This is a genomic window from Pseudomonas sp. FW507-12TSA, assembly GCF_058781435.1.
In genome coordinates this window covers 161972-184612 of sequence record NZ_JBYSWT010000008.1, presented here as the reverse complement: position 1 = coordinate 184612, position 22641 = coordinate 161972, and the positions used below count along the sequence as shown (strand labels likewise).

Sequence of the window (22641 nt, the reverse complement as noted above, 5' to 3'; positions counted from 1 at the left end):
CGCAAGCCGGCGGGGCTTTTTCGTTTCCGTTGTCCTGCGGCAAATCCAGGGCAAATGGCTGCCATTGTGTTGCCTTGGCTGTGATCGGGGCGTGAGTCCCGGGTGAAAAAAACGTCAAGCCATGGCGACACTGGAAACAGCCACCCGAGCCGCCCGACAAGGCTGGCGGTGAGTTGGACTTGGCCTTAAGCTGCGCGAGCCAAGACGGCCGTAACTGTATACGGAGAGAGTGCCGATGCGAATCCTACTGGTTGAAGACAACCGCGATATTCTCGCCAACCTGGCTGACTACCTGGGGCTCAAGGGCTATACCGTGGACTGCGCCCAGGATGGCCTGTCGGGCTTGCACCTGGCCGCCACCGAGCACTACGACCTGATCGTGCTCGACATCATGCTGCCGGGGATCGATGGCTACACCCTGTGCAAGCGCCTGCGCGAAGACGCCCGGCGTGACACGCCAGTGATCATGCTCACCGCCCGCGACCAGCTCGACGATCGCCTCCAGGGCTTCAAGTCCGGAGCCGACGATTACCTGGTCAAGCCCTTTGCCCTTTCGGAGCTTTCCGCCCGGATCGAGGCGGTGATGCGCCGCAGCCAGGGTGGCGGCAGGCGGGCATTGCAGGTGGGCGACCTGAGCTACGACCTCGACACCCTGGAAGTCACTCGTGAGGGACGCCTGCTCAAGCTCAACCCGGTCGGCCTGAAACTGCTGGCGGTGCTGATGCAGAAGAGTCCCCATGTCTTGCGCCGGGAGATCCTCGAAGAAGCCCTGTGGGGCGATGACTGTCCGGACAGCGACAGCCTGCGCAGCCACGTCCACCAATTGCGCCAGGTGATCGACAAGCCGTTCGCCAAGCCGCTGCTGCACACCGTGCATGGTGTCGGCTACCGCCTGGCCGAGGGCCGCGATGGAGTTTAAGCAGAGCCTTGCCCAGCGGATCATCATCGCCTTTGCGCTGATGAGCGCCCTGGTGGCCGGGGCCTTCGCCATGGGCATCGTGGCCACCGTGCACCTGGTGGAGGAAAAGCTCATCTCCGCCGGCCTCGGAGGCGACCTGCAACGCCTGCTGTTGATGGATAACGTCGGCGACTGGAGCCACCGCCCCGAGCCCGACCAACTCTTCTACTACAGTGGTGGTCGCGGCGATTTCGAGCTGCCCAAGGACCTGCGTCACCTGGACCCCGGGTTCCATGAAGTGTTTCGCGAACAGTTGTCCTATCACGCCATGGTCGAGGTGGTGGATGGCCGGCGCTATGTGCTGCTGCAAGACCAGAGCGATTTCGAAGAGCGCGAGCGAGTGCTGTTCGCGGTGGTGCTGGTGGGCTTCGTGCTCAGCCTGGCGCTGGCGGTGTTCCTCGGCTGGGTGCTGGCGCGGCGCGTGATGGCGCCGGTGGTGCGCCTGGCACGCCAGGTACGGCATCGTGACCAGTTGCTGGGCCTGGCACCACCATTGGCACCGGACTACGCGGCGGACGAAGTGGGAGAGCTGGCTATTGCCTTCGATGCGACCCTGGGCCGCCTGCGCCAGGCGCTCAATCGCGAGCGGCTGTTCACCAGTGACGTCAGCCATGAATTGCGTACGCCATTGATGGTCCTGGCCACCTCTTGCGAGCTGTTGCTGGAAAACCCGGCCCTGGACCATCGCGGGCGGGCCCAGGTGGAGCGGATCACTCGGGCCTGCTCGGAAATGCGCGAACTGGTGCAGACCTTCCTGATGCTAGCGCGAGCCCAGCGCGAGGACGCCAGCATGTCTCCGCAGTTGACCTTGAGCCAGGCCGCCAACGACCTGCTCGGGGTGTGGAGCGAGTCCATCGAGGCCAAGGGCATCGAGCTGATCTTCGATCCCGGACAGCCCGACGATACCCGTTACCACGCCACCTTCCTGCATGCGGTGATGGGCAATCTCCTGCGCAACGCCCTGCACTATACCGAGCAGGGGTTCATTCGCCTGAGCCTGGCGCCCGGTAGCTTCACGGTGGAAGACAGCGGCGTGGGCATTCCCGAGGAAAAGCGCGAGGCGATGTTCGAGCCTTTCGTGCGTGGCGATGAGAAGCGTGGGGAAGGCCTGGGCCTTGGCTTGTCGCTGGTCCAGCGCATTTGTGAAAACCAGGGCTGGAGTGTCAGCCTCAGCACCATGACGCCTAATGGCTGTCGTTTTCACGTGCAATTGCAATCGACCAAGCTCTGATTTTCTTGCATGGCCCTGTTTTACAGGGCCTGTCACTTGTCGATTTCTCCTCTGAAATGGCCCTAGGCCACTGTTCGCCCGCTGTAAAACCCTGCAATATTTCCTGGCTGGACGGTACGAAGTTTTCACGTGGGAACAACCTGTCGCTGACATGGCGCTGCTTAAGGTAGCGCCATCAATTGCAGGAGGTTCTGGCGATGGTTGCACCGATCAAGCTGACGTTTTCCGAGAAGTACGATACCCGGCATGCCCTGGAGTACCTGCTCAAGCATCAGGATGGACTGGCGCGCCAGCTGTCCCACAAGCGAGATGAGCACTTGGCTCGCACCGCCTTGTCCCTGGCGGGTGATCCGGGGTTGGTACTGGACCTGCCGTGTGGCGCTGGGCGTTTCTGGCCCTTACTGGCCGAAAAGAGCAATCGAATCATCATTGGCGCCGGTTATTCAGCGGCTATGCTCAACACCGCCACGGTGGCGCAACCTGCCGAAGTGGTGAAACGGGTACGGCCCTTGCAGACATCGGCGTTTGCCATCGATCTGCCGGACAACGCCGTGGACTGCATTTTCTCCATGCGCTTGTTGCACCATGTCGGTGAAGCGCAGCACCGCATGGCGCTGTTGCGCGAGTTCCAGCGGGTGACCCGCGATAGCGTGATCGTCTCGTTGTGGGTCGACGGCAACTTCAAGGCTTGGAAACGCAAAAGGATGGAGCGCAAGCGACTATCCGAGGTTGGGCAAAAGGGTTACCAGAACCGTTTCGTGTTACCGGCGGCCACGGTCGAAGAAGAATTCCGGCAAGCCGGCTTTAGCGTCCAGCAACACCTGGACTTCCTTCCGCTCTACGCCATGTGGCGAGTTTACGTACTACGCAAGAGGTAAAAGGATGGCTGTTGAATGTGCTTCGGAAATGGATGCCGTGCCCACAGATCGCTTCGAATACTTCTGGAACGAGCAAGGTGAATGGGTTGAAGAACCCAACAAGCGCCGAGGCGGTGAGAGTGGTGTTCAACGGCTTGTAGGCAGTAATGGAAGACTGCTGTATGCCAAGCGTCAGGTAGGGCATATCTACCGCAGTTGGTTGCATCCTTTCGGACGCCCTACGGTCCTGCGTGAACTCAACGCACTCAAGGGCCTGCGCTTGCTGCAGGTGACCGTTCCGGAGCCGGTGTTCTGTGGTGCCAGGCGAGGAGCGCAGAACGAATGGCAGGCCCTGCTGGTCACGGCGTCGCTCGATGGTTTCATCGAGATCGACAACTGGTACGCCGCCGGCGAGCGTGAGCGCCATGGTGAGTCTTTCCACGACCAGGTGCTGCAATCCCTGGCGACGACGCTGGCGCGGATGCACAAGGGACGTTGGCAGCACGGTTGCCTGTATTCCAAGCATGTGTTCGTGCGGGTGGACGGTGAAGGCGAGCAGGCTCGACCGAAGATCGCCTTGCTGGATTTCGAGAAATGCCGCCAGCGCCTGAGCAGCAAGCGGGCCGCGGCTCATGATCTAAAGCAATTGCGTCGCCATTCGTCGTGGAGCGACACCGACTGGGAGAAGCTCTACTACTTTTACAGAACGGCGTTTGGCAGCTCTATCAAAGGTTTATAGCTATGAAGCTAGAAATTGCGCGAGGTGTATTCCTGGCAGGAGCCTTGGCAGTTGCTTCCCTGGCGATGGTTGCCTGGGAGCAGCCACGCACCCAGGTGCTGAGCGCGGCCAAGGGCAATGCCCACTGTCCGTTGCCACGGGTGGCGAAGGTGTCCACGGCGGCCAAGCCCGATCATGACCTGTTGCTGTTCATGTTCGGCATGAGCCAGGGTCTCAAGCCCCAGAGCTGAAGAGTTTTCCTGCCAATCAAAAGGCCTCGCGATGCGAGGCCTTTTGATTTTTCCCGAATCCTGCCTTCACGCCAGGTGCAGGTGGTTATCCCACAGCCCGGCAGGCAGTTCCAGGGGCTTGGCCACGATCTGCGCCTGACGGCAATCGTAGAAGCGGCAACGACCTTGCCCCGAGGTCACCACGAAGCCATCGGCCATGGCGCCGACCCCCGCACAGTCCGGCAGCGGGGCATCCACTCGTAGCACACCGCTGTCCAGGTCCCAGATGAAGAAACGGTTGCCCCGGGGAGCGGTGAGGGCGACCAGCCGCAGTTCGCTGTGCACGGCGACGCTGGCGGTGTAGTGCCCCATGGCTTGCAATTGCTGTTCGGCCACCGGGAACGCACTGAAAGGTTGGCCCGGGCGCTTGATCGCCAGCAGCTCGGACGATTCATGAGCGGCGCCCATGAATTGTTGGCCGGTGACGATGGTGCCGTCGCTGGCGATGCCCATGTGGCGCACACTGTTCATCTGCTGGGCCAGGGTCTCCTTGCTCAGCAGGGTGCCGTCGCGCTGCATCAGCACCAGGCTTGGCTCCATGGCATCGAGGTTCATTTCCACCCGGCTTTCGGCTTCGGTGCGAATGCCGCCGTTGGCCACTACCAGGGTTTCCCCATCGGGCATCCATGACACCTGGTGCGGGCCGATGCCGTGGGTCGACAGTTCGCCGCTGTGCACCAGGCGTTCGCCCTCGAAGCGGTAGACACCCAACAGGCCGCGCCCCGGGTCCCGGGTATCGTTCTCGGTGGCGTACAGCCACTCGCCATCCTTGTGGATCACCGCGTGCCCATAGAAATGCCGGTCGGGTTGCGCGGTCAGGGTCTGCAGCAGCTTGCCGTCGCGCAGGTCGACCAGGTAGCTCTCGGTGCCCGGGCGCCGGGCCACGAACAGGGCGATGGGCAAGCGCGGGTGGTTGATGATGTCGTGGCAACGCTGGCCGACCTGGGTGGCAAACACCTGTTTACCGTCCAGTTGATAACCGACGGCGTAATGCTTGCCGTCGCCGTCATCCCTGGCCGAAAGCAGCAAGGGCTGCTTGCCCTTTTGCTTGAACAGCGTCCAGCCGCCCAAGGTCACCGCACTGAGCAGCAAGCTGCCCAGTGCCAAAGCCTGACGTCGCAGCATCATCAGTCACCGTCGTTGGCGTTGAAGCCCAGTTGGATGCCCAGCGCCTTGGCCAGTTCGCCTTCGTGCAGGCGATGGACCACGTTGAGGCTGTCATACAGGTCGTTGAGTTGCTGGCGCCCGGCGTCGTCGCCGAGCATTTCGGTCAGCGAGCGCTGGGTGCTGGCGAAGAGTTTCAAGCACGCGGCATAGGCTGCGTCGATCTTGTCGGCCAGTGGTTTCTGCTCGGCCGGCAGCAGGCCGCGCAGGCCTTTGTTGTCGACCCCGGCCCAGACGGTCTGGGCTGCGCTGAGGCTGGCCTCCAGGCCTTGCAGCGACGACTGGCTGCGCCAGGCATCGGCCTGGAACGGCTGTGGGATGCCCTTGGTCTGGCGGCCCATCGGGGTGCCGAGCTTCTTCTTCAGGGTGTCCAGGGCCGTGACTTGCACACGCAGCAGGTCGGCAATGGCTTCGTGGGAATCGGCATAGCGCTGGTTGGGGAACTTGCTCATCTGCGCCAGCATGCCGTCGTTGTTGTTCCAGCTCGACAGGATCTCCTCGGCCAGTTGCTTCTGGCGTTCGCCGATGGCGGTCAGCAGCGGGCAATAGCGGGCTTTCTGGATGCTATCGGCCATGTCGATCTTGCTGTCGAAGAGGATGTACTCATAGGCCGACAGGCCTTGCACCACGACGCTGGACTTGCTCAGGGCGGCAGCATCGATCTGTGGGTTGGCGTTGACCAGCTGCTCGACCTGGCGACCGACCAGGTTCTTCTTGTCCGGCCAGAACTGGACCTGCCAGGAGCGGTTGCCCTCGGCCAGCGGGCCGATCAGCAGCGGTTGCAGTTCGGCCCAGGCTTTTTGGGCATGGAGGAAGTCGGCGCGGGCGGTCTCCAGGCTTTCCTTGCCTTCGCAGAAGGCCAGGGCGCTGACGGCCAGCTGGCGGTCGGCGTCGACCCAGCGGCTGTAGGTCGGCAGGATCACCTGCTTGGCGATGGCCGCGGAAGTCACGGCTTGTGGGTCCTGGGGCGAACAGGCGCCCAGGGCGAGCGCGGCAAGGCTGGTGAAGAGCAGTTTGGGGCGGAACATGTTCGGGCTCCCTTTATTGTGGAGAAAGCATATGAGTCAAGCGTTACAAGGAATTCAGGAATGCCAGCAACGCCGCGCGCTGCTGGGCATTGAAAGCAAGGACTTGCTGTTTCGCACCTTCGGCTTCGCCGCCATGCCAGAGCACCGCTTCCATCAGGTTGCGGGCACGGCCATCGTGCAGGAACTGGGTATGGCCGCTGACGGTTTCGGTCAGGCCGATGCCCCATAGCGGCGCGGTGCGCCAGTCGCGACCGCTGGCCTTGAACTCGGTGCGCTGGTCGGCCAGGCCTTCGCCCATGTCGTGCAGCAGCAGGTCGCTGTAGGGGCGGATCAACTGGTTGGCCAATTCAGGTTCCGCGGCGTTGGCCGCCGTGGTGAAGCTTGGGGTATGGCAAGACTGGCAGCCGGCCTGGAAGAACAGGTTCTTGCCGGCCAGGACCTGGGGCGAGTCCACATCGCGGCGGGCGGGCACCGCCAGGTTGCGGGTGTAGAACAGCACCAGGCGCAGGATGTTGTCGCTGACCTCCGGTTCACCGTCTGGGCCATTGCCGTTGGGGGCTTGCTTGCAGGCGGTTTGCGCGTCGGTGCAGTCATCGAAGGGTCTCAGGCTGGTGGTCAGGCCCATATCACCAGAGAACGCGTGAACATTTTGTTGATTGAGGCTCGGTTGCCCGGCTTTCCAGCCAAAACGCCCGAGTACGGTCTTTTGCCGGGCATCGTCCCAGACCCAGTTGGGCCGGCCGGCGATGGGGTTTTCCCGGGTCGGCCTGGCATTGGCCAGGATGGCTTCCTCGGGAATGGCCTCGAGCAGCCCCAGGCCGATCATGGGGGGCGCCACCCGGGCCGAGAAACGGGTGTCCGGATGCATCGGGCCGTAGCCCAGGTCGGTCACCCGCAGCCTGGGCTTGCGCAGCTCAACCTGGGTGCCGTCCTTGAAGTGCACCTGGAGCGGTTCGTAGTCCACCCGCACCCGGCCCTCGGGAACCACCCCGGGGATCGCCATATCCTGCAACTGGCTGCCATAGACCGGCTCCGGCACTACCCCCGTGCGCTCGATGAGCCGGGCCAGGGCCGGGTCGTCGGGGATCGACAGGCGCACCAGCATGGATACCGCGTTAAGCGCGTCCGGGGCTGGTGGATGGCCACGGCCATCCTTGATATGGCAGTTCTGGCAAGCGTTGGTGTTGAACAAGGGGCCCAGGCCATCGCGGGCGGTGGTGGTGGAAGGGGCTATGACCCAGGGGTTGCGGAAAAAACTGTTGCCGACGCTGAAATCCAGGCGGCGGGTAGGCGGCAGGTTGGCCGACGGCAGGGAAAAGGCATTGCGATCGCTCTTGTTGACTGTCGTCGCGCCCCCGGCGCGGGCTTCGCCAGGCTCGGCCTGGGTGAAGCGCGGCGCCTCATCGCAGGCGCCCAGGCTCAAGGCCAGGAACAGCGCGGACCAGCGAAGCAGCGACGAAGGCATCGGATATCCTGCAGGACGAGCAAAACAAGGGCGCAAAGTCTAACAGGGCAGCCTGGTTTGAATAAGAGGAATTATCGTTTGGTTTGATCCAGGACAAGGGCGCCGGAACTGATTTGCATCCGACGCCGGACCTGGTCGCAGGCATGAAAAAGGCGGCCCGAGGGCCGCCTTCTGCTGGACGCTGTGCTGATCAGAATTCGTGATCGGCGTTGTCCGGGTTCAGGTCCTTGATGCCCAGCTTGCCGGCGGCCTGCTCGATCGAGCCGGTCTGCTTGACCAGCGCGGCGATGGCGTCGCGCACGATCTGGTTGCCCGATTCGTTGCCAGCGGCGATCAGCTGGTCGTAGTGCTCGCCCTTGCTGGCGTGGTCCACCATGACCTGGATCTTGGCTTCGGTGGCCGCCAGGTCGGCCTTGAGCGCAGCGTCGGCGGCCGGGTCGGCCTTGGCCACCAGGGACGACAGGCTGGCGCCGGTCATCTTGGTGCCGTCGACACGGGTGTACTCGCCCAGGTAGACGTTGCGGATGCCCTTGGCGTCGTAGAAGTGCGAGTTATGGGTGTTGTCGCTGAAGCAGTCCTGTTCGTCCTCGGGGGAGTTGGCTTCCAGGGATACCTTCATCCGCTCGCCCGCCAGTTCGCCCAGGGACAGGCTACCCATGCCGAAGAGCATCTTGCGCAGGCCGGTCTCGGCTGGTTCCGCTTCCAGGGTGGCGCGGTAGTTGTCGGTCACGTCCGGCTTCCAGTTGCCGACCATTTCTTCCAAGTCGTTGACCAGCAGCTGGGTCACGGCCTTGAGGTAGGCGCGGCGGCGCTCGTTGTGGCCGCCGGTGGCGCCGGCCCCTTGCAGGTAGTCCGAGGCCGGGCGAGCGCCGGCGCCAGGGCCGGTACCGTTGAGGTCCTGGCCCCAGAGCAGGAATTCGATGGCGTGGTAGCCAGTGGCGACGTTGGCCTCGGCACCGCCGAGCTCATTGAGGCTGGCGAGTTTTTCCGGGGTAATGTCCTTCACGTCGATCTTGTCTTCGCCGATGCGGATCTCGGTGTTGGCGATGATGTTGGCGTTGGCCCCGGGGTTGCCCAGTGCGTGCTCGTAGCTCTTGTCGACGTAGTCGATCAGGCCTTCGTCCAGTGGCCAGGCGTTAACCTGGCCTTCCCAGTCGTCGATGATGGTATTGCCGAAGCGGAACACTTCGCTTTGCAGGTACGGGACGCGCGCCGCCACCCAGGCGGCCTTGGCGGCTGCCAGGGTCTGGTCGTCAGGCTTGGCCAGGAAGGCATCGATAGCGCTCTGCAGGGTTTTCGCAGTGGATTCGGAGTCGCTGTAGACGGCGAAGACCATGTCGGCGTAGTGCGCGACGACGGCCTTGGCGGCGGCTTCGTCGATCTTGGCGGCGTCGCCGGCCGCAGTCGCGGTGCTGGTAGCCGGGGTCGGTGCTTGAGCGGCAGCCTTGTCGTCTTTGCCTTCGCCGCAACCGGCGAGGGAAATAGCGATGGCCAACAGACTGGCGGTAGCCAGAGGCATACGAATCATGGCGAACATCCTGCTTCGAGAGGAGAGTGGACGGCGCGGGGCGCGCGAAAAACTGCGACATAATGCGAAAGATTTGCATTATGTGTAAAGGGTTGCCGCTGTAATTATTTCTTCTCCGAAGAGCCTTCGCGCAGGGCGCAAAGCCCCGCGCCGCGCTGGCTTCAGAGGATCGCTGCGTTGCTGCGCTGGGCCTGTTTCAGGTAGGCGCCCAGCTCCCGCGCGGACAGTGGCTTGCTGTAGTGATAACCCTGACCTTCGTGACAGCCCTCGGCAATGATGTAGGCCTCCTGCTCGGCGGTTTCCACGCCTTCGGCGATCACCTGCATGCCCAGGCTCTTACCCAGCTGGATGATGGCGCGCACGATGGTGGCGTCGTCATCGTCCTCCAGCAGGTCCTGGACGAAGCTCTTGTCGATCTTGATCTTGTCCAGGGGCAGGCTCTTGAGATAGCTGAGTGACGAGTAGCCGGTGCCGAAGTCGTCGATGGCGATCAAGGCCCCGGAGCGCCGCAGGCTCAGCAGGTGCTGGGCGGCGGTGCTGATGTCTTCCATCAGGCCGGTCTCGGTGACTTCCAGCTCCAGGCTGCGCGGTGGCAGGCGATAGATCTGCAGCAGGTTGTTCACCACCCGTGGCAGTTCGGCGTGGTGCAGTTGCACGGTGGACAGGTTGACCGCCATGCGCAACTCGCTGAAGCCCATGTCATGCCATTCCCGCAACTGGCGGCAGGCCTGGTCCAGCACCCACTCGCCAATGGCGATGATGGTGCCGTTCTGCTCCGCGAGCGGGATGAACAGGTCCGGCGGCACCAGGCCGTGCTCCGGGTGCTGCCAGCGCAACAACGCCTCGACGCCTACCACCCGGTGGTCGCGATAGCTGATCTGCGGCTGGTAGACCAGGAAGAACTGCTCGCGGGCCAGGGCCTCGCGCAGGTCCTTTTCCAGTTCCCGGCGGCGCCGCATCTCGCTGTCCACGCTGGCGATGTAGAACTGATAGCGATTGCGCGAGCGGCTCTTGGCCAGGGTCATGGTCTGCTCGGCTTTTTGCAGGAGTTTCTCGGTGCTGTCGCCATCTTCCGGGAACAGGGTGATGCCGATGGTCGCGCGCAGGCGGATTTCCTGCTGGTCGAGGGCGAAGGTGGCTTCCAGGTCATCGAGGATGCTCTGGGCCAGTTCCGCGGCTTCGTAGGGTTGTTCGATATCGGCCTGGACCAGGGCGAACTGGTCGCCGCCCAGGCGCGCCAGGGCTCCTAGGCGGCCGCTGTGGCCGCGCAGGCGATCGGCCAGGGCCAGCAGCAGTTGGTCGCCGGTCTGGTAGCTGAACTGCTCGTTGACGCCCTTGAAGTCGTCCAGGCCCACACACAGCACGGCGACCCGGCGTTGCAGGCGCCCGGCGTCCACCAGGATCTTGTCCAATTGCTGTTGCAGTTGCTGGCGGTTGGGCAGGCCGGTGAGGAAGTCGTACTGGGCCATGCGCAGGAGGCTGTTCTCCGCTTCATGGCGCAGGTGGGTATTGCGCTCGATGGACGCCAGCAGCTGATTGGCGGTGTTGATCCAGATCCCCAGCTCGTTGCGTTCGTGACCCTTGAGCAAGGGGAGCTGGTGTTCGCTGGGACGGTCGGGATTGATATTGGTCAGGTGCTCGATGATCCGCGACAGCGGCTTGGTCAGCAGCCAGTGGTAGACCAGGTACAGCACCAGGCCCATGGCCAGGGCGCGCAGCACTCCGGAGATGAAGATGATCACCGAGCTGACGATGAAGCCCTGGCCGTAGGTGGCGGTGTCCAGGGTGATGCTCAGGTCGCCGTAATACTCGCTGTATGGACCGCGGCCCACCAATGGGGTGGTGAAGGTGCGTTCCTGGCCGAGGATCAGGTCGGTCAGCCAGCGACTCGAGGATTTCTGCAGGTCGCGGGATTTTTCCGCGAGCATGGTTTCGTTGGGGTGGCCGATGGAGGCCATGCGCACCGCATCGTCCTGGAACAGGCCCTCGATGACTTGCATGCCCATCTCCCGGTCCAGGCTGTAGACCGCCTGGGTCGATGGGTCGCGAAACATGTCGAGGATGCGCTGGGCGTCATTGGCTACCGCCTGCCGAGTCTTGTAGGCATCGAAGACGATCTGGGCGCAGCTCAGGACCACACCCACTATGAGTGCCGACAGCAGCACAACCCGGAGCAACTTCACCGACAAGCTGTTTTTGAGTTCCAGCTTCAAAGGGGCTATTCCTTGTTCCGTGCGCGTAGCGTCAAGTTGCCATGAGTATTGGCAATCCCGTGATGGCCGTCAAAGTGACATCAAGGCCGAGGACAGGACGTCTGCGGGCGAAGCCCGGGTGATCAGAATCAGGATTGCTCTAGCTGTGGACAGTGTGTCGGTAGCGACGTCATGCAACTTGAGGGGAAAGCGTTGTTTTTTACCTGCATGGAATCTTAGCGCCTGGAGCCGGCGGGACAAGATCCTGATTTTGCAATGGGCAAAAAAAACCCGGCCAGGCCGGGTTTTTTCACTGCGAACAGGTTCAGGCTACGAAGTTCTTGCCTTCGAACTGCTCGGCCACGAACTTCCAGTTCACCAGGTTCCAGAACGCCTCGACGTACTTCGGACGTACGTTGCGGTAGTCGATGTAGTAGGCGTGTTCCCAGACGTCGCAAGTCAGCAGCGGGGTGTCGCCGCTGGTCAGCGGGTTGCCGGCGCCGATGGTGCTGGCCAGGGCCAGGGAACCGTCGGCCTTCTTCACCAGCCAGCCCCAGCCGGAACCGAAGGTGCCAACCGAAGTCTTGGTGAATTCTTCTTTGAACTTGTCGAACGAACCGAACGCTGCGTTGATGGCATCAGCCAGGGCGCCGGTTGGCTGGCCGCCGGCGTTTGGCGCCAGGCAGTTCCAGTAGAAAGTGTGGTTCCAGACCTGGGCTGCGTTGTTGAAGATACCGCCCGAGGAGGTCTTGACGATCTCTTCCAGGGTCTTGCCTTCGAACTCGGTGCCTGGCACCAGGTTGTTCAGGTTCACGACATAGGTGTTGTGGTGCTTGTCGTGGTGGTACTCCAGGGTTTCCTTGGAAATGTGCGGCTGCAGGGCGTCGTGTGCGTAGGGCAGCGGCGGCAATTCGAAAGCCATGGTGATTCTCCTAATCAGGTCAGTTGCGGTGAGCGCAAGGCCGATCACGGGCGGCCGGACAAGCGCCGGGGAGTTTGTACTCTTTGCGGCGCAAGCTTCGGATCATAGCATCGGGGGGGAGGCATAACCACGCAACAACTGTGTGGGATAGAGGTTCCAGAGCCTTTTGGAATAAGTCACGCGGCGCTGATCAACTGGAACGCGACACTGAACATCATCACCGCCACCAGCAGGTCGAGGATCCTCCAGGTACCCGGCCGGGCCAGCCAGGGCGCGAGCCACGCCGCCCCCAGGGCCAGGGTGAAGAACCACAGCAGCGAGGCGCTGGCCGCTCCCACCACGTAGGCACCGGGCTCGGCCTGCTGGGCGCCCAGCGAGCCGATGAGCAGCACCGTGTCCAGGTAAACGTGGGGGTTGAGCAGGGTCACCGCCAACGCGCTGAGCATCACCGCCCGTAGCGAGCGTACGGTCTGGCCACCGCCTTGCTCCAGGCTCTGCTTGGAGCACGCCCGGCGCAGGGCCTGGGCGCCGTACCAGATCAGGAAGGCCGCGCCGCCCCAGCGTGCCACCGCCAGCAGCGTCGGGTTCTGGGCGAGCACGGTGGCCAGGCCGAACACCCCAGCGGCCACCAGCAAGGCATCGCAGGTCACGCATAGCGCGGCCACCGGCAAATGGTGTTCGCGGCGCAGGCTCTGGGCCAGGACGAAAGCATTCTGGGTGCCGATCGCCATGATCAGGCCGGCGGCCACCAGCAGGCCGTTTACATAGCTTTGCCACATGATTACAGCTCCTCGCCGGCGGCCAGGCGTTGCAACACCTGGACGGCTTTTTCGGCATCGGCCAGGCCGACGAACAGGTGGTCGTGGTAGTAACCGGCGATCACGTTGCAGCTGATCCCGGCGCGGCCCAGGGCGCCGGCGAAGGCGGCTGTAAGGCCCACGGCCTGGAGCGCCGAATGCACTTGGAGGGTGATCCATGCGGCGACGTAGTCGAACCCCAGACCGAGACGTTCGGCCTGCTCGCGGCGCAGGATCACCGTCAGACCTTCGTGCTCGCGAAAGCTGCCCAGCACTTCGCAGTCCCGCAGCAGGCTGGGGTCGGTGATGGAGCAGAACACATACTCGCCGTCGTTGAGCTGCGGGCTCATGCTGCGCAGCAGGGTCGCGAGGGAGGTTTCACCAGCCATGAAGAAGATCCTTGAACTAAGAGGCGATACAGAGGCTTTATGCTGGCTATTTTCCGGCTCCAGGCTGTATAAGAAAAACCAATAGTGCTGATCTCTCATTAGGAAAACTGATGTTCGACTACAAGTTGCTTTCGGCCCTCGCCGCAGTGGTCGAACAGGCCGGTTTCGAACGGGCGGCCCAGGTGCTGGGGTTGTCGCAGTCGGCCATTTCCCAGCGGATCAAGTTGCTGGAGGCGCGGATCGGCCAGCCGGTGCTGGTCCGGATCACGCCGCCGGCCCCCACCGAGGTCGGCCGGCGCCTGCTCAACCATGTGCAGCAGGTGCGGTTGCTGGAGCGCGACCTGCAGAGCCTGGTGCCGGCCCTGGACGAGGAGGGGCTGCCGGAGCGCCTGCGTATCGCCCTTAACGCCGATAGCCTGGCTACCTGGTGGGCCGAAGCGGTGGGGGAGTTCTGCGCCGAGCACCACTTGCTCCTGGACCTGGTGGTGGAAGACCAGACCGTGGGCCTCAAGCGCATGCGTGCAGGCGAGGTGGCCGCTTGCGTCTGCGCCAGCGAGCGACCGGTGGCCGGCGCCCGCAGCCTGTTGCTGGGGGCCATGCGCTACCGGGCCCTGGCCAGCCCGGCCTTCATCGCCCGGCACTTTCCCCAGGGAGTGTGCGCCGGACAGCTGGCCCGGACTCCGGCGCTGGTGTTCGGTCCCGATGATTTCCTGCAGCATCGCTACCTGGCGTCCCTGGGCGTGGACGGCGGCTTCGAGCATCATCTATGCCCGTCTTCCGAAGGCTTCATCCGCCTGGCCGAAGCCGGGCTGGGCTGGGGGCTGGTGCCCGAATTGCAGGTTCGCGAGCAATTGCAGCGAGGGGTACTGCAAGAACTCCTGCCGGATAAACCCATCGATGTGCCGCTGTACTGGCATCATTGGCGCAATGGTGGGCAACTGCTGGGCTTGCTCACCGAGCACCTGGCTCGTTCATCCGCACAGTGGCTGGTGCCCTGGGAGCAGCCGTAAGCGTCAAGCGACAAGCTGCAAGCAGACAGCTTGCGCACTGATTTTCAACTTGCAGATTGCAGCTCGTAGCTCGTCACTGCTTTCTTAGGAATATTTCATGAAGATTCTGGTCACCGGCGCAAGCGGCTTCATCGGCGGGCGTTTCGCCCGTTTCGCCCTTGAGCAGGGCCTGGAGGTACGCGTCAACGGGCGCCGTGCCGAAGCCGCGGAGCATCTGGTGCGTCGTGGCGCCGAATTCATCCAGGGCGACCTGGGGGACGCCGACCTGGTGCGCGAGCTGTGCCGCGACGTCGATACCGTGGTGCATTGCGCTGGCGCCGTGGGCCTGTGGGGGCGCTACCAGGATTTCCACCAGGGCAACGTGCAGGTGACCGAGAACGTGGTGGAAGCCTGCCTCAAGCAGCGGGTCCGGCGCCTGGTGCACCTGTCCTCGCCGTCGATCTACTTCGATGGCCGCGATCACCTGGGCTTGACCGAAGAACAGGTGCCCAAGCGCTTCAAGCACCCTTATGCCGCCACCAAGTACCTGGCCGAGCAGAAGGTCTTCGGCGCCCAGGAGTTCGGCCTTGAAGTCTTGGCCCTGCGTCCGCGTTTCGTTACCGGTGCCGGCGACATGAGCATCTTCCCGCGGCTGCTGAGGATGCAGCGCAAGGGACGCCTGGCCATCGTCGGCAATGGCCTGAACAAGGTCGACTTCACCAGCGTGCACAACCTCAACGAAGCCCTTTTCAGTTGCTTGCACGCCAGCGGTTCGGCCCTGGGCAAGGCCTACAACATCAGCAACGGTGCCCCGGTACCGCTGTGGGACGTGGTCAACTACGTGATGCGCCAGATGCAGGTGCCGCAGGTGACCCGCTACCGTTCCTATGGCCTGGCCTACAGCGTGGCGGCGCTCAATGAGGGCTTCTGCCGGATCTGGCCGGGGCGTCCGGAACCGACCCTGTCGCGCCTGGGCATGCAAGTCATGAACAAGGATTTCACCCTGGATATCAGCCGCGCCCGGCATTACCTGGGCTACGAGCCCAAGGTCAGCCTGTGGGCCGCCCTGGACGAGTTCTGCACTTGGTGGCAGGCCCAGGACATGGGCTGAAACCGGCGACTGAACCGGCTGCGTCCGGTCCTGTCCATTGGCCTGGCCCATCGGCGGTTTATACTCGCCGCATCCAGCCCCCTCCGCGGTTCAGAAAGGTTGCCCAATGCGTAACGATGCACACGATGACTTCGACGACGTTCCAAGCCTGCGCGCCGATCCTCTCGACGACGATGTCTTCCCGACCACCAGCAGTGCCCGCGAGCGCACTGCGGTCCACTCGCGTAGCGCGCCGGCGGTCAAGGCCAAGGGTGCCGGCACCGGCCCGCTGTGGGCGCTGGTGGGGGCGTTGTTCTTTGCCTTCGCCGGCCTTGCCTGGTGGAGCTTCCAGCAGATCTCGCTGATGGAGCAGCAACTGGTGGCGACCCAGGAAAGCTTTGCCAGGATCAGCGAGGAGGCCGCTGGCCGGCTGCAGGACATCTCCGGCAAGGTGGTGGCCAGCCAGACCAGCGTCACCAGCGACAGCGAAGCCCTGAAGCTGCAGATCAAGCAGCTGGAAAGCCGCTTGCAGGATCAAGGCCGGCAGCAACAGGGCGTGGTCGGCCAGGCTACCGACCTGGACAAGCGCCTGGAGCAGATGGGCGCCCAGAGCGCCGAGTTGCAGGCGGCCAATACCCAGTTGCAGGCCCAGCTCAAGGCCCTGGGCGGCGAGCTGGCGAGCCTCAAGGGAGCCCAGGCCGATGGCGGCAAGGTCGATGCCCAACTCAAGAGCCTGGCCGCCGAGTTGGCTGCGTTGAAGAAACAGGGCAACCCGGGCGCCGCCATCGAGCGCCTGGAGCAGGACCTGATCGTGCTCAAGAGCCAGCAGGACAACCGTCCCGCTACTGCGCAAAACGGTGCCAGCACCGCTGAGTTCGACGCTTTCCGGGGCCAGGTCACTCGTAACATCAACACCCTGCAAAGCCAGATCCAGAACCTGCAGCAACAGCTCAACACCCGCCCCTGACCGATCCGGCCCGACGCGCCTCCCGCGGCCGGGCCCGACGCTCCTTCGCTGAATGTCCACCCATCTGTCGCAGCCGGCTACGCTCTTCGAACGTCAATGTGAACGAGGAGTGGGCGATGAAGCTGTTGCGCAAGCATGCCTGGCTGGGCTGGTGGTGGTTGCTATGTGTCGCTGCGCTGCATGCGGCTCCCGCCGATGATGGCGCCCCCGCGCGGGCGCTGCTGGAAAAGGCCCTGGCCTATTACCAGGAGCAGGGTGACAAGGCGTTCGCCGCCTTCAGCCGCCAGGGCGAATTCGTCGACCAGGATCGCTATGTGTTCGTGGTGGATACCCAGGGTGTGATGCTGGCCAGCGGTGGTCCGTCGTCGGCGCTGATCGGCCGCGATGTCTCAGCGGTGCTGGGGGCGGATTTGCGCAAGGCGTTCCAGGACGCCTTGCATACTCCCCAGGACAGCGGTATCCAGCAGGCCGAGTACCGCTGGCAGAACTGGGCCGATGGCAAGATCGAACGCAAGCATGTGTACTTCCAGCGCGTCGGCGAGCGGATCCTGGCGGTGGGCTACTACCAGCCCAGGGCATCGGCCGACCAGGCCCGGGCGTTGCTGGAGCGCAGCGCCGAGGCCCTGGCCAGCGATCGGGCGGCGACGCTCGCGGCCATCAACGACCTGCAGGGCGGGTTCATCGAGGATGACCTGTACGTGTTCGTGGTCGATCTGGACACCCGGCGCTACCTGGCCCATGGCACCAACCTGCGGTTGCTCGACACGGACTTCGCCAAGGTCAGGGACCCCGAGGGCAAGCCGGTGGGCGAGCCGATGCTGGCGCTCATGGCCCGCCAGGAGCAGGGCGAGTACCAGTACCGCTGGAAGAACCCGGTGACCGGCAAGGTCGAAGACAAGCACGCCTACCTGCGCAAGGTGGGCCGGCTGCTGGTCGCGGTGGGCTATTACAGTCCGTGAGGCCGGTGCATCCTGGCCCGCTTAGCGGGCCTTGTCCTCGCGTCCGCGCAACAGGCGGTTGGGCATGGCGATCGCCGCCGCCAGGCCCAGCAGCGAGACTCCGGCGCTGACCAGCAGCAGGTGGCGGAAGGTCAGCAGCAACTCGCTGCGCAGGGCATCCCGATCCGGACCGGGCGCGGCATTCAGGCCTTCGAGCAGGGCATTGCCGGTGTGGCCTTCGCTCAGTATTCCGCCGCCCAGGTGCGCCAGGCCAGAGTCTTGCAACAAGGCCAGCAGCAGTGCCGACATCAACGCCACCCCGACCGCGCCGCCCAAGGATCGGAACAGGTTGGTGGTACTGGTGGCGACCCCGATATCACGCTGTTCCACCGCGTTCTGGGTGCCCACCAGCGAAGTGGGGAACTGCATGCCACTGGCTATCCCGCACAGCAACATGAACAAGCCGCTGCCCAGTTCCGCCTGGGGAGGAACCAGGGCCATGCCGAGGATCGCAACCGGCATCAACAAGGCCCCGGTGAGGATCATCGGCTTGTAGCGTCCGGTCACCGAGGTCAGCCGTCCGGCACAGTAGGCGCCCATGGGCAGGCCCATGGCCAGGGGCAGCAGGTGCAGCGCGGCGCTATCGGCCCCGGCCCCGGTGATGCTCTGGAAACGCAGGGGCATCAACACGATCAGCGAAATGGCCTGGAAGCTGGTGAAGAAGATCGTGCACCAGCACAACAGGGCGCTGCGGTTGGCGAACAAGTGCATGGGCAACAGTGGCTCGCGGGCTCGCCGTTCATGCCAGGTGAACAGCGCCAGGACGATGATGGCGATGGCCAGCAGGTCGAGCACTTCGGCGCTGCGCCAGGAGTGTCCCTGGCCGATCTGGGTGATGCCCAGCAGCAGGGCGCTGAGGCCGATGATCAAGAGCAGGGTGCCGAGGTAGTCGATGATCGGCTTGCGCTGGGGAACGGGTAGTCCCACCAGGGTGCGATAGGCCACCCACCAGGCGCCCAGGCCCAGGGGCAGGTTGATCAGGAACACCCAGCGCCAGGACAAGAACTCGGTCATGTAGCCGCCCAGCACGGGACCGGCGACGCTGGCCACCGCGTACATGCTGCTGAAGTAACCCTGGTAGCGCCCGCGTTCCCGGGGCGGGACTATGTCGCCGATGATGGCCTGGCTCACCGAGATCATGCCGCCGGCGCCAATGCCCTGGAAGATCCGCGCCAGCACCAGCTGTTCCATGTTCTGGGCCAGGCCGCAGAACAGCGAGGCCAGGGTGAACAAGCCCATGCCGAACAGCATCAGGCGGCGCCGACCATAGAGATCGCCGAGCTTGCCATAGATCGGCACGGCCACGGTCATGGCCACCATGTAGCCGGAAATCACCCAGGCCAGGAGGCCGACATCCTTGAACTGGGCGGAGATGGCCGGCATCGAGACGGCGACGATGGTCTGGTCCAGCGCACCGAGGAAGATCGCCAGCATCAGGGCGACCAGCACGCTGCGGATGGCCACCTGTGGGGGGCCAGGTTGGTGGAGGTGGGACACGAAGGAACCTGCGGGCATTGATGGGCCGGGCGGGGGCGCCGGCGAAGATGTGGGCCAGTGTACTTGATAGCTACCTACCGGATAGCTCTGCAAGCATGTTCCTGACAGTTATTTCATCAAGCGTTTGGGGCGGGGGGATTTACAGTTGCTTGCAGCGAAATGGGAAGCATTCTGTATAGTGGCAGTTCTGCACGCCCTGCCTGGCAGGCTACAGAATGAGTGTTTATGAATGTTGCCTATGCTTGCATTTTGACTGGGCGAATCCGTCAATTGAGCAAGACAACCCAACGGAATCTGCATGTACCCATCCCCTGGGCACCATGCCTGCCCGTTCCTCCGAGGCCCGGATTGCAGCGATGAACAAGCCAGCCCTTGCATCCATTCCCGTTTTCAAACTCTATGGCGAGAGCCTGGAGTGGCCCACCCCCGATCTGTTGCACTGCGAGCCCTTCAGCCAGCGCGGTCGCGAATTGCATTGGGAAATAAAACCCCACCGGCATGCCGACCTGTGCCAGCTGCTGTTCGTGCGGCGTGGCCAGGTGCAGATGCAGGTCGAGGACCAGCGGACTTCGCTGGATGAGGTGGCGATCCAGGTCGTGCCGCCGCTGTCGGTCCACGGTTTTCGTTTCTCCGAGGACATCGAAGGCCATGTGGTGACCCTGGCGGCGCCGCTGGTGGGGCACCTGCAAGCCCAGTTGGGGCAGGCACGGGACATCCTCGGCACTTGCGCCAGCTATCCTGCGGGCGACGATGCGCAGTACCTGGACGGTTTGTTCAGCGCGCTGCAGGACGAGTACCAGGGCCAGCAGCCAGCACGGGAGATGCTCATGCATTCCCTGGTGGGCCTGATCGTGGTCTGGGTCGGGCGCCAGGCGTTGCAGCGCAGCAAGGCCAGCCAGCGGCCGCAGCGAGCCCGGGACTATTTCAACGGTTTCATGCAGTTGGTGGAGGCGCACTATCGCGAGCATGTGAAGGTCGAGGAGCTGGCCCACAAGCTGGGGATCTCGGTATCGCACCTCAATGGCACTTGCCGGGAACTGGCAGGACAACCCGCGCTGCAGATCATGCACGAGCGCCAGTTGCTGGAGGCCAAGCGCCTCTTGACCTACACCGGGATGACCATCTACGAGATTTCCGCCGAGCTGGGGTTTTCCGACCCGACCAACTTCACCCGGCTGTTCCGGCGCCGGGTAGGCATCTCGCCCAAGGTCTTCCGTGACCGCCTGAAGGCCGAGCAGGCTGGCGATCCGGGCTCCCTGTCGCTTACCTGAGGGCGTTCAGGGTGGCGTTGTGGGGGATGCAGCGTTCCAGGTTGCAACTGGCATAGGCGCGAGTCTGCATGCGGGCCTGTTCGACGCGGTAGGCAGCGGTGCCGTACAGCGCCAGGGTCACGGTGCAGGTCATGAAAATGGCCAGGTATCTTCTTGTCTTGACGTTCATGGCGATGACCTCTGAACCGGTGCCTCGGTATTTTCCAAAGCACTGTTATCAGAATAGGCCAGCTGTCCGGACTTGCCAGGAACCCCACCTCGGCTGTTTGGCGGGGTATTCAGCAAATGGATCGTCCCGCTGCCTCGCCCCTTCCGCTAGAGCCCCTGGTCCCAGGTAGGCTCCTGGGGAAACCTGAGTACCAGGAAATCCAGCATGCTGCGCAAGGTGGCCGGCATGTGCTTGCGCGAGGCGTAGACCGCGTACATGTTCATCCGGCGAGGCTCGGCATGGGCCAGCAGGCGCACCAGTTCCCCGCGCTTGATGTATTCACCGGCCTGGTAGCTGGGCAGCATGGCGATGCCGGCACCGGCCACTGTGGTACGCAGCAGGGTAGTGGCCTCGTTGGCGCTGATGTTGCCCTGGACCGGCACCGACACCGGCTCGCCATCTTGTTCGAAGTGCCACAGGCTCTTGCCGAAGTAAGAGTGGGTCAGGCAGTTGTGCTGGCTCAGTTCTTCCACCCGCTGGGGCGCCGGGTGTTCGCGCAGGTAGGCCGGGGCCGCGCAGATCACCGAGCGGCAGACCGTCAGGCGCCGGGCGATCAGGTTCGGGTCCAGGTCGTTGCTGGTGCGGATCGCCAGGTCGATGCGTTCGTCCACCAGGTTCACCGTGCGATCGAGCATCTGCAGGTCGATGCTCACCCCGGGGTGGTCCTTGACGTAGTCGGCCATGGCCGCGGCCAGTTGCGACTGGCCGAACGAGGTGCTGACGCTGATGCGCAGCAGCCCACGTGGGACATCGTCGGGCTCGCTCACCGCCGCCTGCATGTCGCTGGACAGCTCCAGCATCTGCCGGCAACGGGGCAGGATCTCGCTACCGGCGGCGGTCAGGCTGAGCTTGCGCGTGGTGCGGTGCATCAGCCGCGCGCCGACCCAGTCTTCCAGCTCCGCCAGGTAACGCGAGACCACCGGTCGCGACAGGTCCAGGTGATCGGCCGCCGCCGACTGGCTGCCCAGGTCGACCACGGTGACGAAGACTCGCATTGCTTGGAGACGATCCATGATTTGCCCGCTTTCAGAAACAAACTATGTCCAAGCATCGCATTTTTTGTGACGAGTCTGGCAACTAAGCTTGCTCCATTCCCAATACGCCAACCGCTGCTGGAGCTGCCCCCATGATCGGATTCACTTCATTCAAACGCCTGCTGCTGGCTACCGCCGTCCTCGGTTTCGCCGCCCATGCCGCAGCTGCCGAGCCCGCCCTGCAACTGGATGTCTACAACCCTGGCAGCAACGCCATCTTCCCGGTCAGCTCGGTGCTGGTCAGTGGCAAGAAGGACGCGATCCTGGTGGACGCCCAGTTCGGCAAGTCCCAGGCCCAGCAGCTGGTGGACAAGATCCGCGCCAGCGGCAAGCACCTGACCACCATCTACATCAGCCATGGCGATCCGGATTACTACTTCGGCCTCGACACCCTGACCAGCGCCTTCCCGGACGCCAAGGTCGTGGCCTCGCAGCCGACGGTCGAACACATCAAGGCCACCGTCCAAGGCAAGCTGGCTTTCTGGGGGCCGCAAATGGGCGCCGACGTTCCGGCCAAGACCATCGTGCCAAGCGTGCTCGAGGGCCACAGCCTGACCCTGGAAGGGCAGAAGCTCGACGTCATCGGCCTGGATGGCAAGCAACCGGACCGCAGCTTCGTCTGGATCCCTTCGATCAAGGCAGTGGTCGGCGGCGTGGTGGTCTCGGAGAACATCCATGTGTGGATGGCCGATACCCAGACTGCCCAGTCCCACCAGCAATGGTTGAAAACCCTCAAGACCATCGATGGCCTCAAGCCCAAGACCGTGATTCCCGGTCACTACCTGGGCGACAGCGCGCGGTCCCTGAAGCCGGTGCATTTCACGGCGGACTACATCAAGGCCTTCGATGAGGAAACTGCCAAGGCCAAGGACTCCGCGGCGCTGATCGCCGCCATGAAGAAGCGCTACCCGGACCTGGGCGAGGACAGCTCGCTGGAGCTGAGCGCCAAGGTCGCCAAGGGCGAAATGAAGTGGTGAAACCTTCCTGACCCCCGCTCCCGGACCGGGAGCGGGGGCGCTGTACTCTCTTTGCCAACTGGAGAATCGTC

General features: G+C 63.7%; 22 protein-coding genes. 11 read left to right on the top strand and 11 right to left on the bottom strand.

The window, feature by feature from the left end:
- The first annotated feature begins 235 nt into the window (after positions 1-235).
- The 5 genes from colR to AC3WK8_RS10505 all read left to right on the top strand — a co-directional run bounded on the left by colR (position 236) and on the right by AC3WK8_RS10505 (position 4015).
- Positions 236-919 (top strand): two-component system response regulator ColR, encoded by a 684-nt coding sequence (colR, locus tag AC3WK8_RS10525; protein ID WP_053131653.1) that lies wholly within the window; start codon positions 236-238, stop codon positions 917-919.
- Entirely contained in the window at positions 909-2189 is a 1281-nt protein-coding gene (locus AC3WK8_RS10520) for a sensor histidine kinase (protein ID WP_085595144.1), read from the top strand. The genes colR and AC3WK8_RS10520 overlap by 11 nt, the downstream gene beginning before the upstream one ends.
- A 197-nt stretch (positions 2190-2386) precedes the next feature.
- The gene (locus AC3WK8_RS10515) at positions 2387-3067 is read left to right on the top strand and encodes a class I SAM-dependent methyltransferase (protein WP_103324676.1); all 681 of its coding nucleotides are present in this window, start codon (positions 2387-2389) and stop codon (positions 3065-3067) included.
- Between the two features lie 4 nt (positions 3068-3071).
- Positions 3072-3785, top strand: a complete 714-nt coding sequence (locus tag AC3WK8_RS10510; RefSeq protein WP_103324677.1) for a lipopolysaccharide kinase InaA family protein — start codon at positions 3072-3074, stop codon at positions 3783-3785.
- A gap of 2 nt (positions 3786-3787) precedes the next feature.
- Positions 3788-4015: a hypothetical protein gene (locus AC3WK8_RS10505; RefSeq protein WP_085595148.1), complete on the top strand. Its 228-nt coding sequence runs from the start codon at positions 3788-3790 to the stop codon at positions 4013-4015.
- Positions 4016-4081: 66 nt separating this feature from the next.
- On the opposite strand, the gene AC3WK8_RS10500 is transcribed toward AC3WK8_RS10505, so the two are convergent.
- The 8 genes from AC3WK8_RS10500 to AC3WK8_RS10465 all read right to left on the bottom strand — a co-directional run bounded on the left by AC3WK8_RS10500 (position 4082) and on the right by AC3WK8_RS10465 (position 13539).
- Positions 4082-5179 (bottom strand): DUF1513 domain-containing protein, encoded by a 1098-nt coding sequence (locus tag AC3WK8_RS10500; RefSeq protein ID WP_103324749.1) that lies wholly within the window; start codon positions 5177-5179, stop codon positions 4082-4084.
- Between the two features lie 2 nt (positions 5180-5181).
- Positions 5182-6246, bottom strand: a complete 1065-nt coding sequence (locus AC3WK8_RS10495) for an imelysin family protein (RefSeq protein WP_103324678.1) — start codon at positions 6244-6246, stop codon at positions 5182-5184.
- Between the two features lie 43 nt (positions 6247-6289).
- Positions 6290-7711: a di-heme oxidoreductase family protein gene (locus AC3WK8_RS10490; protein ID WP_103324679.1), complete on the bottom strand. Its 1422-nt coding sequence runs from the start codon at positions 7709-7711 to the stop codon at positions 6290-6292.
- 190 nt (positions 7712-7901) lie between these two features.
- Positions 7902-9239, bottom strand: a complete 1338-nt coding sequence (locus AC3WK8_RS10485) for an imelysin family protein (protein ID WP_103324750.1) — start codon at positions 9237-9239, stop codon at positions 7902-7904.
- 161 nt (positions 9240-9400) lie between these two features.
- The gene (locus AC3WK8_RS10480; RefSeq protein WP_085595152.1) at positions 9401-11452 is read right to left on the bottom strand and encodes a putative bifunctional diguanylate cyclase/phosphodiesterase; all 2052 of its coding nucleotides are present in this window, start codon (positions 11450-11452) and stop codon (positions 9401-9403) included.
- Positions 11453-11756: 304 nt separating this feature from the next.
- Positions 11757-12353 (bottom strand): superoxide dismutase, encoded by a 597-nt coding sequence (locus AC3WK8_RS10475; protein ID WP_016966196.1) that lies wholly within the window; start codon positions 12351-12353, stop codon positions 11757-11759.
- Between the two features lie 176 nt (positions 12354-12529).
- Entirely contained in the window at positions 12530-13132 is a 603-nt protein-coding gene (locus AC3WK8_RS10470) for a LysE/ArgO family amino acid transporter (RefSeq protein WP_022640577.1), read from the bottom strand.
- Positions 13133-13134: 2 nt separating this feature from the next.
- Positions 13135-13539: an ACT domain-containing protein gene (locus AC3WK8_RS10465; RefSeq protein ID WP_085595154.1), complete on the bottom strand. Its 405-nt coding sequence runs from the start codon at positions 13537-13539 to the stop codon at positions 13135-13137.
- A gap of 110 nt (positions 13540-13649) precedes the next feature.
- Here AC3WK8_RS10465 and AC3WK8_RS10460 point away from each other — a divergent pair, with 110 nt between their 5' ends.
- From AC3WK8_RS10460 to AC3WK8_RS10445, 4 genes are all read left to right on the top strand, one after another.
- Positions 13650-14549, top strand: a complete 900-nt coding sequence (locus AC3WK8_RS10460; protein WP_085595156.1) for a LysR family transcriptional regulator ArgP — start codon at positions 13650-13652, stop codon at positions 14547-14549.
- Positions 14550-14646: 97 nt separating this feature from the next.
- Positions 14647-15639 (top strand): NAD-dependent epimerase/dehydratase family protein, encoded by a 993-nt coding sequence (locus AC3WK8_RS10455; protein ID WP_022640573.1) that lies wholly within the window; start codon positions 14647-14649, stop codon positions 15637-15639.
- 106 nt (positions 15640-15745) lie between these two features.
- Positions 15746-16585: a coiled-coil domain-containing protein gene (locus tag AC3WK8_RS10450; protein ID WP_103324680.1), complete on the top strand. Its 840-nt coding sequence runs from the start codon at positions 15746-15748 to the stop codon at positions 16583-16585.
- Between the two features lie 116 nt (positions 16586-16701).
- Positions 16702-17544: a cache domain-containing protein gene (locus AC3WK8_RS10445; protein WP_085595160.1), complete on the top strand. Its 843-nt coding sequence runs from the start codon at positions 16702-16704 to the stop codon at positions 17542-17544.
- A 21-nt stretch (positions 17545-17565) separates the two neighbouring features.
- Here AC3WK8_RS10445 and AC3WK8_RS10440 read toward each other — a convergent pair whose 3' ends face one another.
- Positions 17566-19080 (bottom strand): MDR family MFS transporter, encoded by a 1515-nt coding sequence (locus AC3WK8_RS10440; protein ID WP_085595278.1) that lies wholly within the window; start codon positions 19078-19080, stop codon positions 17566-17568.
- Positions 19081-19436: 356 nt separating this feature from the next.
- Here AC3WK8_RS10440 and AC3WK8_RS10435 point away from each other — a divergent pair, with 356 nt between their 5' ends.
- Entirely contained in the window at positions 19437-20351 is a 915-nt protein-coding gene (locus tag AC3WK8_RS10435; protein WP_085595162.1) for a helix-turn-helix domain-containing protein, read from the top strand.
- Here AC3WK8_RS10435 and AC3WK8_RS10430 read toward each other — a convergent pair.
- Both AC3WK8_RS10430 and AC3WK8_RS10425 read right to left on the bottom strand, forming a co-directional pair.
- Positions 20344-20520, bottom strand: a complete 177-nt coding sequence (locus AC3WK8_RS10430; protein ID WP_164485040.1) for a hypothetical protein — start codon at positions 20518-20520, stop codon at positions 20344-20346. The genes AC3WK8_RS10435 and AC3WK8_RS10430 overlap by 8 nt on opposite strands.
- A 146-nt stretch (positions 20521-20666) precedes the next feature.
- Positions 20667-21572: a LysR family transcriptional regulator gene (locus AC3WK8_RS10425; protein WP_085595164.1), complete on the bottom strand. Its 906-nt coding sequence runs from the start codon at positions 21570-21572 to the stop codon at positions 20667-20669.
- Positions 21573-21685: 113 nt separating this feature from the next.
- On the opposite strand from AC3WK8_RS10425, the gene AC3WK8_RS10420 reads away from it, so the two are divergent.
- Complete coding sequence (locus AC3WK8_RS10420) at positions 21686-22570, top strand: MBL fold metallo-hydrolase (protein ID WP_085595166.1); 885 nt, start codon at positions 21686-21688, stop codon at positions 22568-22570.
- Positions 22571-22641: the final 71 nt, after the last annotated feature.

What these genes read in the sequence shown, in the direction of transcription:
- AC3WK8_RS10465 (WP_085595154.1), bottom strand. Translation starts at nt 13,539, where the DNA reads ATGGCTGGTGAAACCTCCCTCGCGACCCTGCTGCGCAGCATGAGCCCG.
- AC3WK8_RS10505 (WP_085595148.1), top strand. Translation starts at nt 3,788, where the DNA reads ATGAAGCTAGAAATTGCGCGAGGTGTATTCCTGGCAGGAGCCTTGGCA.
- AC3WK8_RS10435 (WP_085595162.1), top strand. Translation starts at nt 19,437, where the DNA reads ATGAACAAGCCAGCCCTTGCATCCATTCCCGTTTTCAAACTCTATGGC.
- AC3WK8_RS10455 (WP_022640573.1), top strand. Translation starts at nt 14,647, where the DNA reads ATGAAGATTCTGGTCACCGGCGCAAGCGGCTTCATCGGCGGGCGTTTC.
- AC3WK8_RS10475 (WP_016966196.1), bottom strand. Translation starts at nt 12,353, where the DNA reads ATGGCTTTCGAATTGCCGCCGCTGCCCTACGCACACGACGCCCTGCAG.
- AC3WK8_RS10425 (WP_085595164.1), bottom strand. Translation starts at nt 21,572, where the DNA reads ATGGATCGTCTCCAAGCAATGCGAGTCTTCGTCACCGTGGTCGACCTG.
- AC3WK8_RS10460 (WP_085595156.1), top strand. Translation starts at nt 13,650, where the DNA reads ATGTTCGACTACAAGTTGCTTTCGGCCCTCGCCGCAGTGGTCGAACAG.
- colR (WP_053131653.1), top strand. Translation starts at nt 236, where the DNA reads ATGCGAATCCTACTGGTTGAAGACAACCGCGATATTCTCGCCAACCTG.
- AC3WK8_RS10515 (WP_103324676.1), top strand. Translation starts at nt 2,387, where the DNA reads ATGGTTGCACCGATCAAGCTGACGTTTTCCGAGAAGTACGATACCCGG.
- AC3WK8_RS10430 (WP_164485040.1), bottom strand. Translation starts at nt 20,520, where the DNA reads ATGAACGTCAAGACAAGAAGATACCTGGCCATTTTCATGACCTGCACC.
- AC3WK8_RS10420 (WP_085595166.1), top strand. Translation starts at nt 21,686, where the DNA reads ATGATCGGATTCACTTCATTCAAACGCCTGCTGCTGGCTACCGCCGTC.
- AC3WK8_RS10445 (WP_085595160.1), top strand. Translation starts at nt 16,702, where the DNA reads ATGAAGCTGTTGCGCAAGCATGCCTGGCTGGGCTGGTGGTGGTTGCTA.
- AC3WK8_RS10490 (WP_103324679.1), bottom strand. Translation starts at nt 7,711, where the DNA reads ATGCCTTCGTCGCTGCTTCGCTGGTCCGCGCTGTTCCTGGCCTTGAGC.
- AC3WK8_RS10495 (WP_103324678.1), bottom strand. Translation starts at nt 6,246, where the DNA reads ATGTTCCGCCCCAAACTGCTCTTCACCAGCCTTGCCGCGCTCGCCCTG.
- AC3WK8_RS10500 (WP_103324749.1), bottom strand. Translation starts at nt 5,179, where the DNA reads ATGCTGCGACGTCAGGCTTTGGCACTGGGCAGCTTGCTGCTCAGTGCG.
- AC3WK8_RS10510 (WP_103324677.1), top strand. Translation starts at nt 3,072, where the DNA reads ATGGCTGTTGAATGTGCTTCGGAAATGGATGCCGTGCCCACAGATCGC.
- AC3WK8_RS10520 (WP_085595144.1), top strand. Translation starts at nt 909, where the DNA reads ATGGAGTTTAAGCAGAGCCTTGCCCAGCGGATCATCATCGCCTTTGCG.
- AC3WK8_RS10485 (WP_103324750.1), bottom strand. Translation starts at nt 9,239, where the DNA reads ATGATTCGTATGCCTCTGGCTACCGCCAGTCTGTTGGCCATCGCTATT.
- AC3WK8_RS10470 (WP_022640577.1), bottom strand. Translation starts at nt 13,132, where the DNA reads ATGTGGCAAAGCTATGTAAACGGCCTGCTGGTGGCCGCCGGCCTGATC.
- AC3WK8_RS10450 (WP_103324680.1), top strand. Translation starts at nt 15,746, where the DNA reads ATGCGTAACGATGCACACGATGACTTCGACGACGTTCCAAGCCTGCGC.